At 75.4% G+C, this 9564-nt stretch carries 12 protein-coding genes; 10 read left to right on the top strand and 2 right to left on the bottom strand.

Annotated elements, in window-relative coordinates:
• A partial coding sequence (locus AC0CYZ_RS15605; RefSeq protein WP_472216898.1) for a homoserine O-acetyltransferase family protein occupies positions 1-475 on the top strand: 475 nt, incomplete at its 5' end.
• Here AC0CYZ_RS15605 and AC0CYZ_RS15600 read toward each other — a convergent pair.
• Complete coding sequence (locus AC0CYZ_RS15600; protein ID WP_472216896.1) at positions 426-851, bottom strand: ArsR/SmtB family transcription factor; 426 nt, start codon at positions 849-851, stop codon at positions 426-428. The two genes, AC0CYZ_RS15605 and AC0CYZ_RS15600, sit on opposite strands and share 50 nt — an antisense overlap.
• 49 nt (positions 852-900) lie before the next feature.
• Between AC0CYZ_RS15600 and AC0CYZ_RS15595 the strand changes: the two genes are divergently transcribed.
• The 3 genes from AC0CYZ_RS15595 (at position 901) to AC0CYZ_RS15585 (ending at position 3508) form a co-directional block, all read left to right on the top strand.
• Positions 901-1656 carry an esterase/lipase family protein gene (locus AC0CYZ_RS15595; RefSeq protein ID WP_472216894.1) on the top strand — a complete coding sequence of 252 codons (756 nt, stop codon included), beginning with the start codon at positions 901-903 and terminating at the stop codon, positions 1654-1656.
• Positions 1657-1710: 54 nt separating this feature from the next.
• Positions 1711-2634, top strand: coding sequence for an oxidoreductase (locus tag AC0CYZ_RS15590; protein ID WP_472216891.1), 924 nt, complete (start codon positions 1711-1713; stop codon positions 2632-2634).
• Positions 2635-2704: 70 nt separating this feature from the next.
• Positions 2705-3508: a PaaI family thioesterase gene (locus AC0CYZ_RS15585; RefSeq protein ID WP_472216889.1), complete on the top strand. Its 804-nt coding sequence runs from the start codon at positions 2705-2707 to the stop codon at positions 3506-3508.
• Here AC0CYZ_RS15585 and AC0CYZ_RS15580 read toward each other — a convergent pair.
• Entirely contained in the window at positions 3472-4146 is a 675-nt protein-coding gene (locus AC0CYZ_RS15580) for a VC0807 family protein (RefSeq protein WP_472216886.1), read from the bottom strand. The genes AC0CYZ_RS15585 and AC0CYZ_RS15580 overlap by 37 nt on opposite strands.
• A 57-nt stretch (positions 4147-4203) precedes the next feature.
• On the opposite strand from AC0CYZ_RS15580, the gene AC0CYZ_RS15575 reads away from it, so the two are divergent.
• The 6 genes from AC0CYZ_RS15575 to AC0CYZ_RS15550 all read left to right on the top strand — a co-directional run.
• On the top strand, positions 4204-5025 hold the full coding sequence (locus AC0CYZ_RS15575; protein WP_472216884.1) for a PaaX family transcriptional regulator C-terminal domain-containing protein: 822 nt from the start codon (positions 4204-4206) through the stop codon (positions 5023-5025).
• Positions 5026-5112: 87 nt separating this feature from the next.
• On the top strand, positions 5113-6303 hold the full coding sequence (locus AC0CYZ_RS15570) for an LLM class flavin-dependent oxidoreductase (protein ID WP_472216883.1): 1191 nt from the start codon (positions 5113-5115) through the stop codon (positions 6301-6303).
• Positions 6304-6398: 95 nt separating this feature from the next.
• Positions 6399-7598, top strand: a complete 1200-nt coding sequence (gene cbiE / locus AC0CYZ_RS15565) for a precorrin-6y C5,15-methyltransferase (decarboxylating) subunit CbiE (protein WP_472216881.1) — start codon at positions 6399-6401, stop codon at positions 7596-7598.
• Entirely contained in the window at positions 7595-8341 is a 747-nt protein-coding gene (gene cobM, locus AC0CYZ_RS15560; protein WP_472216879.1) for a precorrin-4 C(11)-methyltransferase, read from the top strand. The genes cbiE and cobM overlap by 4 nt, the downstream gene beginning before the upstream one ends.
• A 67-nt stretch (positions 8342-8408) precedes the next feature.
• Positions 8409-9152 carry a cobalt-precorrin-6A reductase gene (locus tag AC0CYZ_RS15555; RefSeq protein ID WP_472216877.1) on the top strand — a complete coding sequence of 248 codons (744 nt, stop codon included), beginning with the start codon at positions 8409-8411 and terminating at the stop codon, positions 9150-9152.
• A gap of 43 nt (positions 9153-9195) precedes the next feature.
• Positions 9196-9564 (top strand): LLM class flavin-dependent oxidoreductase (locus tag AC0CYZ_RS15550; protein WP_472216875.1); only part of this gene is annotated, 369 nt, incomplete at its 3' end.

Here is a 9564-nt window from a genome sequence, read left to right as displayed (position 1 = left end):
GGGCGAGGGACCGCACGTCGGGCTCGGCGTCGCGCGCCGGATCGCCCACACCACCTACCGCACGGCCGAGGAGCTCGACACGCGCTTCGGCCGGCGGCCCCAGCCGGGGGAGGATCCGTACGACGCGGGCGCGCCCGGCCGCTTCGCCGTCGAGTCCTACCTCGACCACCACGCCGAGAAGCTCGTCCACCGGTTCGACGCCGCGTCCTACGTCGCGCTGACCGCGGCGATGAACACCCACGACGTGTCACGCGGGCGCGGCTCGATGGCGGACGCGCTGGGCCGGGTCACCGCCCGCACGCTCGTCGCCGGCGCGACGACGGACCGGCTCTACCCGCTGCACCAGCAGGAGGAGCTCGCGGAGCTGATCCCGACGGCGGGACCGGTCGAGGTCATCGAGTCGCCGTACGGGCACGACTCGTTCCTCATCGAGGCGAAGCGCCTCGGTGAGATCCTCGAGCTGCTCCTGGCGTGATCGCGGCGGCCCCGAGCGGGGCGGCCTCGCCGGTGTGGATGCGGTCGAGCAGGTCGACGACGACGGGGTCGGCGAGCCGGTAGCGCACGACCCGGCCGTCGCGGTGGGCGCTGACGAGGTTCTGCGCCCGCAGCAGCCGCAGCGCCTGGCTCGTCGTGGAGTCCTTGAGCCCGGCGGCGAGCGCGAGGTCGGACACGCAGATCTCGCCGACCTCGTGGATACACAGCAGGAGCGTCAGCCGCGTCGGGTCGGCGAGCAGGGCGAAGCGCGACACCCAGGCGTGCATCGTCGCCGGGTCCGGCAGCGCCTCGATGGCGGCGCAGACCCGGTGGTCGCGGTCGACGGCGACCGCGTCCGCATCGCCGGAGAGGTGCACGCCGCCACTATCGCACGCACGGGGCGTTGCCCCGGTACCGTGGCGCGACGTGGCAGCGGAGCCGGTGACCCAGGACGCCACGCCGGTGGTGCCCCCGTTCCGGGGCAACCTGCTCGGCGAGGCCCGCATCCAGCTGGAGCTGGCGGCGTTGCTCGCCAGCGGGGTGTACCGGGGCGTCGACGTCCCGCACGGGGACGGCGCGCCGGTGGTGCTGGTGCCGGGGTTTCTGGCGGGCGACGCGTCGCTGGCCGTCCTGCGCGCGTGGCTGCGCCGCCTCGGGCACCGCACCTACCGGTCGGGCATCGCCTGGAACGTCGACTGCTCCGAGACCGCCGTGCGCCGGCTCGACCGGCGGGTGGTCGAGGTGGCCGAGCGGACCGGACGGCCGGTCGCGCTGATCGGCCACAGCCGCGGGGGGCTGCTCGCGCACGCGGTGGCGGTGCGGCGGCCGCGTCGGGTGCGTGAGGTGGTCACGATGGGGAGCCCGCTGTCGTCCCCGTTCGACGCCTCGGTGCTCACGCTCGCCGCCGTCGGGTGGGCGCGCCTGGGCCAGAACCTGCTGCGGCCCTCGCGGCCGCAGTGCCTCACCACGAACTGCCCGTGCGCGTTCTCGAGCGACCTGCGCCGGGGGAGCCCCGTGCCGCTCACGTCGATCCGCACGAGCGAGGACGGCATCGTGCGCCCGGAGTCCTGCGTGGTGGACGAGGACGACGCCGGCCGGGTGCGCAACGTCGCGGTCCGGGGCAGCCACGTCGGGCTCTGCGTCAACGCCGCCGCGTACCGGGTGATCGCCGCCGCGTTGTGAACGTTGTGGTCCTCGGGGCGACCGAAATCGTCCGCACGGGGTAACCCGCTGACCATGGCCCCGTGGACCTCCGCTGACATCCCCGACCAGACCGGCCGCACGATCGTCGTCACCGGCGCGAACTCCGGGCTCGGCCTCTCCGCCGCCCGCGCGCTCGTCGCGCACGGCGCGGACGTCGTGCTCGCGTGCCGCAACACCGACAAGGGCGAGCAGGCCGCCGCCGCGATCACTCAGCCCGACAGCACCCGGGACGGCGTCCCGGGCACGGCGACCGTCGAGGAGCTCGACCTCGCCGACCTCGCCTCGGTCCGCGCGTTCGCCGCCCGCCTCGACGGGCCGGTCGACGCGCTGATCAACAACGCCGGACTCATGGCGATCCCCGAGCAGCGCACCGCCGAGGGGTTCGAGATGCAGTTCGGGACGAACGTGCTCGGCCACTTCGCCCTCACCGGCCTGCTGCTCGACCGGATCACCGACCGCGTCGTGTTCCTCTCGAGCCTCGCGCACCGCCTCGGGCGGATCCGCCTCGACGACCTCAACTGGGAGCGCCGCCGCTACCAGCGCTGGCTCGCCTACGGGCAGTCCAAGCTCGCCGACCTGATGATCGCCTACGAGCTCCAGCGCCGGTTCGTCGCCGCCGGTTCGACGCTGCGCTCGCTGGCCGCGCACCCCGGCTACTCGGCCACCAACCTGCAGTCGCGCACCGAGTCGATCCAGGACGCGATCATGGGCGTGGCCAACCGGTTCGTCGCGCAGGGCCCCGACATGGGGGCGCTGCCCGAGCTCTACGCCGCGACCGTCCCGGACGTGCCGGGCGGGCTGTTCATCGGCCCGGACGGCTGGGGGGAGTCCTACGGGCACCCGATCCCGGTCGGGTCGACGGCGGCGTCGCACGACCGCGAGGTGCAGGCGGCCCTCTTCACCGCCTGCGAGGAGCTCACCGGCGTGACCGTGAAGGTGCCGACCGGGGCCCGGTGAGCGCCCGCCCGGCGTCGGGGGTGGCGGGTCGACCGCCGCCCCCGCGCCGGCACCCGGCATGATCGCGGGCGTGAGTGAGGACCCCAGTCCGCTGGCGGTGCTGCGCCGGCTCGTCGCGGACGGGGAGCCCCTGGCCCCGGTCCACGCCGCGGTGCACGCGGAACTGACCGAGATCGACCGCGGCCGGTGCGCGGCGCAGATGCCGACCGTGCCCGGGGACGGCCTCTGGGAGTCACTGCTCATCCTCGCCGACTTCGTCCTCGGGGTCTCCTACTCGAGCACCCTGCGGGCGGGCGACCGCATCGTCACCGTGCGCCTGGGCGTCCAGCTGCTCGGCCGGCCGCTGTCGGGCCAGCCGCTGCTCGCGACCGGTCGGCTCGACGACGCCCGCAACGGCGTCGGGCTCAGCTCGGCGACCGTCACCGACCGGGAGGGGCGGGTGGTCGCCCGCTGCGTCGGGCGCAACGCCGTGCTCACCGACGAGCTCGCGGGCCGCTACGGCCGCATGGCCCCGGCGTGGGCGAGCCGGCCGACGCCGTGGCGCATGCTCATGCCCCACCGCGGCGAGGACCCCACCCGCGACGGCACGACGATGATCGCCCACCCCGACCGCACGGCCGTGAACTCGGCCGGCGTCGTCCAGGGCGGGGCGCTCGCGGGCCTGGCCGCGCGGGGACTCTCGCAGGCCCTCGACGTCGTGCCCGACGACTTCTCGGTGAGCTTCATCCGCCCCGTCCGCACCGCGGGCCAGCCGGTGATGTGCCGGGTCGTCGTCGAGCACGGCGGGCGGCGTCTGCGCGTGGGGCGCGCGGAACTGGTGGACGAGCGGGGGCGGCTCTACGCCGTGGCCGGTGGGAGCGCGTTCCGGTCCTGAGGTCCGCGGAGTGCGGCGGCCCGCGCTTCCCCGGCCTTCCCGGCCCGCCTGCCCCAGACGACCGTCGCGATGATCAGCACCCCGAGCACGACGGGCGGCACGACCGCGTTGACGACGACCATCGCGGCCACCGACAGCCGGAACGTCAGCACGACCCGGAGCACGGCCTCACCGAACAGGCCGAGACCCCACATCGTCGTCATCAACCGCTGCGTGCGCCGGAACAGCGGGTACTGCCACAGCCCGTTCCACCAGGCCACGCGCTCGGGGTCGCCGCCCGTCGCGAACCGCCGCCCGAACAGGAAGATCACCGGACGGCTCGTCGGGACGCTCGCGAGGAAGAGCAGCCCGAGGATCCCGGTCACCGCGGACTCCTTGAGCAGGAGCAGGCGCGCGTCGGAGAACAGCAGCGACGTCGCCGCCCCCACGACGATGATCGTCAGGACGAAGGCGCTGAACTCGTCGACGCGGCCCCGCACCACCACCGAGATCAGGGCGTTGACCAGCGGCCCGATCGCGCTGAGCAGCAGCGCCGGCACGTCGCCCAGGCCCGCGCCGGAGGCCACGTCGTAGACGACGATCGGCGCGGCGATGTCCAGGACGGCCATCAGGACCCAGGGCAGGATCTTCGCCGACACGTCGCTCCTTGTGTGACAGGATGACTCCCGATCGTGAACGGAACCGTACAACACGGGGTGGCATCGCGGCAGGGCTCACCGGCGGCCCTCGTCGCGGCCCTGTTCGGCACGTCCGGTCGCTCCGTGCTGCCCGGCACCGCCCTCGTCGCGCTCCTCGGCGACCTCGGGCTCGCGCCGTCCGCGGCCCGCCGCGCCCTCGCCCGGATGCGCGAGCAGGGCCAGCTCGCGACGACCCGGCGGGGACGGCGGGTCGACCACCACCTCGTCGGCGCCTTCCGGGCCTCCGTCGAGCGGCTGCGCGACGACCGCGGCGAGCCGCCTCCCTGGGAGGGCTTCCACACGCTGCTGCACCAGGTGCCGGAGACCGAGCGCCCCTACCGCGACCGGTTGCGCCGGGCGGCGGTCCTGGTCGGGTACGCGCCGTGGCAGCCCGGGGTCCTGATCAGCGCCGTCGACCGTTCGGCGGCGCTGTCCGACGTGCTCGCCGAGGCCCCGGCGGGCGCGACGGTGGTGCTGGGGCGGCTCACCGTCGAGGACGGCCCCGGTGATCGCGGGCCCGGGCCGGTGGTCGCCGCCGCGATGGCCCGGCGCGCGTGGGAGCTGGACGACCTCGCGGCCGACCTGCGCGCGCACCTCCCCGTGCTGCGTGCCGTGCTCGACGCCCCGCCGCCCGAGCCGGGCCCGGACGCGCTGCGCCGCCTCGTCACCATGACGAACGCGGTCTTCGTGGACCTCCTGCGCGACCCCGGCCTGCCGCGCGAGCTGCGCCCGCCCGACTGGCCCGGCGACGAGCTGCAGATGCTGATCGGGCGCATCGCGGTGAGCCACGGCCCGGCGGCCGCCGCGCACATCGCGCAGCGCTGCGAGGCGGCCGGTTGACGGAGTGCATTCGGGCGCTCACGCCATGGACACGGGCGGGTGACCCGGCTTACGTTCGGAAAACGGTTCCGACGTCGAGGAGGACGCGTGAGCAGGCTGCGCTTCGGTACGTTCCTGGCCCCATTCCACCGAGCCGGTGAGAACCCGACCCTGGCCCTGCAGCGCGACCTCTCGCTCGTCGAGCACCTGGACGACCTCGGCTTCGACGAGGCGTGGATCGGCGAGCACCACTCGGCGGGCAGCGAGATCATCGCCTCGCCGGAGATCTTCATCGCCGCGGCCGCGGAGCGCACGAGACGCATCAAGCTCGGCACCGGGGTGACCTCGGCGAGCTACCACAACCCGCTCTGGGTGGCCGACCGCATGGTGCTGCTCGACCACCTGACCCGGGGCCGGACGATGCTCGGCGTCGGGCCCGGCTCACTGCCGTCCGACTCCTCGATGATCGGGCTGAACCCCACCGACACCCGCGAGCTCCTCGACGTCAACCTCGACATCATCATGCGGCTGCTCGCCGGCGAGGTCGTCACCGAGCAGACCAAGACCCACACCCTCGTCGAGGCCCAGCTGCAGCTGCGGCCCTACACCGAGCCGTGCTTCGACATCGCCGTCGCGGCCGTCGCCTCGCCGACCGGGCCGCGGATGGCCGGCCGCCACGGCGTCGGCCTGCTCAACATCGGCGCGACGCTGTCCCAGGACGGCTTCGACGCGCTGGCCCACCACTGGGACGTCGTGCGCGAGCGTGCCGAGCACTACGGGCAGCCCGAGCCCGACCGGGACAAGTGGCGCCTCGTCGGCCTCATGCACATCGCCGAGACCAAGGAGCAGGCCTACCGCGACGTCGAGTACGGCATCGAGTCGTGGTTCCGCTACTTCCAGAAGACGGCGGCGTTCCCGCAGATGGCCGTCGAGGGCGGCGACGTCAAGGAGATGATCGACTTCATCAACGAGGCCGGCATCGGCGCGATCGGCACGCCCGACGACGCGCGGGCCCAGGTCCAGCGTCTCGCCGACCAGTCCGGCGGCTTCGGGGCGATGCTGCTGCTCGGGCACGAGTGGGCCAACCCGGAGGCCACCCGCCGCTCCTGGGAGCTCATCGCGCAGAACGTCGTGCCGCACTTCCAGGGCACGACGTGGGGCGGGCGCTCGCACGCCGAGTCGACCCAGGCGGCCAAGGAGCGCGCCGGCCTGCGCCGCGACGAGTTCGCGGCGACGCAGCTCAGCGCCGTCGAGCACATGACCAAGAAGTACGCCGACGAGGTCGCGTCGAAGGGCTGAGGCGACGACCTCGTCACGTCGCGCGGGCGGGGACACGGGCAGGACGAGCGCCTAGGGTGGGTCGCCGTGCCTGCTCGTGACCCTCGTCCCGCCCGGTGAGCGTCACCGTCGTCGGCCTCGGCGCCGACGGATGGCCCGGGCTCGCGCCGCCGGCCCGCACCGCGCTGGAGAAGGCCGACGTCGTGCTCGGCGGTCGTCGTCACCTGGACCTGCTGCCCGAGACGGTGACGGCCGAGCGGGAGGCCTGGCCCAGCCCGCTGGTGCCGGCCCTGCCGGGGCTGCTCGACCGGTTCGCCCGGGCGGAGCTCGTCGTGCTCGCCAGCGGCGACCCGATGTTCTTCGGGATCGGCGCGGCCGTCCTGCGCCACCGGCCCGACGCCGCGGTGCTCACGCATCCGTCGTGCCTCGCCCTCGCGGCGGCGCGGATGGGGTGGGCCGAGCAGGACGTCGTCACGGTGTCCGTCGTCGGGCGCCCGCTCGCCGCGGTGCGGGCCGCCCTCGCGCCGGGCCGTCACCTGCTCGTGCTCGCCGACGGCCCCGACACCCCGGGCCGGCTCGCGGCCCTGCTCGTCGGGGCGGGGTACGGGTCGGCCGGGCTGAGCGTGCTGGCGTCGCTCGGCGCGGAGCACGAGTCGCGCACCGACGGCGTGGCCGCGGACTGGGACGCGCCCGCGGGTGACCCGCTCGCTGTCGTCGCGGTCACCTGCCCGGAGCGGCCCGACGACGACCTCCTCGGCCGGGCGCCCGGTCTTCCCGACGACGCCTACGACCACGACGGCCAGCTCACCAAGGCCGAGCTGCGGGCGCTGTCCGTCGCCGCGCTGCGTCCGCTGCCCGGCCAGCTGCTCTGGGACGTCGGCGGGGGCGCGGGCTCGATCGGCATCGAGTGGTGCCGGGCCGAGCCGACGGCGCGCGCGGTCACGATCGAGTCCCGCCCCGACCGGGCCGCGCGGATCACCGCGAACGCCGAGGCGCTCGGGGTGCCGGGGCTGGAGGTGGTGGTCGGGCGCGCGCCGCAGTCCCTGGCGGGGCTGGACGCCCCGGACGCGGTGTTCGTCGGGGGCGCGGTCTCGGCGCCGGGGATGCTCGACGCGTGCCGGTCGGCGCTGCGGCCCGGCGGGCGGCTGGTGGCGAACGCGGTGACGCTCGAGGGGGAGGCGGCCCTCGCCGCGGCGGTCGCCGAGCACGGCGGGTCGATCCGGCGGGTCGCGGTGTCGCGGGCGACCCCCGTCGGGCGCTACCTGGGGTGGCACGCAATGGCCCCGGTGACGCAGTGGATCCGGAGGACCCCGTGACCGTCCGCTTCGTCGGCGCGGGCCCGGGCGCGGCCGACCTGATCACCGTGCGCGGCCTCCGGGCGATCGCCACGAGCCCGGTGTGCCTCTACGCCGGCTCCCTGGTGCCCGAGGACCTGCTCGCCCAGTGCCCGCCGCACGCCCGCCGGGTCGACACCGCACGGCTGACCCTCGACGAGATCGTCGCCGAGCTGGTGGACGCCCACGAGGCCGGCCACGACGTCGCCCGGCTCTGCAGCGGCGACCCCGCGATCTTCTCCGCCGTCGCCGAGCAGACCCGCCGCCTCGACGCGGCCGGGGTCCCGTGGGAGATCGTTCCCGGCGTCCCCGCCTTCTCCGCGGCCGCCGCGGCGCTGCGCACCGAGCTGACCGTGCCCGGCGTCGGGCAGTCGGTCGTGCTCACCCGTGACGCGGCCAACGCGACCCCCATGCCCCCGGGCGAATCACTCGACGTCTGGGCCGCCGCCGGCGGGACCCTCGTGCTGCACCTCGCGGTCCAGCGCTGCGCCGAGGTCGTGGCGGTCCTGCGCGAGCACCGGCCGCCCGACGAGCCGGTCGCGGTCGTCGCCCGGGCCTCGCGGGACGACGAGCTCGTCGTGCGCGGGACGCTCGCCGACATCGCCGGGAAGGTCGACCAGGCCGGCATCCGGCGCACGGCGGTGATCGTCGTGGGCCCCGTCGTCGGGCTCGGCGGCGCCGGGCGCGAGAGCCACCTCTACTCGGCCGCGCGTGAGCGGGCCTGACCGTGCACGAGGGGAACCCCCGGGCGGGTAGAGCGACCGAAGGGTCCCCTCGCGCAGGGTGGAGACCGTGACCGCGCGCCGGGTGCTCGTCCTCGGCGGCACCGCGGAGGCCCGCGAGCTCGCGGATGCGCTCGCGGCCGAGCCCGGCGTCGTCGTCACCACCTCGCTCGCCGGGCGCACCCGCGACCCCCGCCTCCCGGCCGGCGCCGTGCGGACCGGGGGGTTCGGCGGCGTCGACGGGCTCGCGGCCGCGTGCGCGCACGTCGACCTCCTCGTCGACGCCACCCACCCCTTCGCCGCCCGCATGACCTCCCACGCCGCCGCGGCGAGCGCGCGGACCGGCACGCCGCTCGTAGTCCTGCGCCGTCCCGGCTGGGTCGAGGGCCCCGGCGACGACTGGCGGCGGGTCCCGACGACGGGTGCCGCGGCGGCCGCCGTCGTCGGGTCCCGGCGGGTGTTCCTCGCGATCGGTCGGCAGGGCGTCGGGGCGTTCCTCGACGTGGACGCGTGGTTCCTGGTCCGCGCGATCGAGCCGCCCGACGTGCTGCCGGCGCGCTCGGAGCTGGTGCTCGCCCGCGGCCCGTTCGCCCTCGACGACGAGCGCGCGCTGCTGCGCCGGCACCGGATCGACGTCGTGGTAGCCAAGGACTCCGGCGGCGCGACCGAGGCCAAGCTCGTCGCCGCGCGCGAGCTCGGCGTGCCGGTGGTGCTCGTCGACCGGCCGCCGGTCCCGGACGGGGTGCGGGTCGTCGACGGCGTGGTCGGGGCGCTCGGCGTGGTGCGGGAACAATGCGGGACGCCCTCGGGTTGAGGGCAGGTAGTTGATACTTCAACCACCTGAGGAGGCGGCTCCCATGCAGTTCGGGGTCTTCACGGTCGGCGACGTCACGGCGGATCCGACGACGGGTCGCACGCCGAGCGAGGCCGAGCGCATCCAGGCGATGGTGACGATCGCGCGGAAGGCGGAGGAGGTCGGGCTCGACGTCTTCGCGACCGGCGAGCACCACAACCCGCCGTTCGTGCCCTCGTCGCCGACGACGCTGCTCGGCTACGTCGCGGGGCAGACGTCGACGCTGCAGCTCTCGACGTCCACGACGCTGATCACGACCAACGACCCGGTCAAGATCGCCGAGGACTACGCGATGCTCCAGCACCTCGCGGGCGGGCGCGTCGACCTCATGATGGGCCGCGGCAACACCGGCCCGGTCTACCCGTGGTTCGGC

This window comes from Actinomycetospora sp. (assembly GCF_055612215.1).
The sequence above is the reverse complement of the archived record's forward strand: the minus strand, read 5'-3'. Positions and strand labels throughout refer to the sequence as shown.

Excerpts from the sequence above, each read along its gene's own strand:
- AC0CYZ_RS15590 (WP_472216891.1), top strand. The coding sequence starts at position 1,711 with ATGGCCCCGTGGACCTCCGCTGACATCCCCGACCAGACCGGCCGCACG.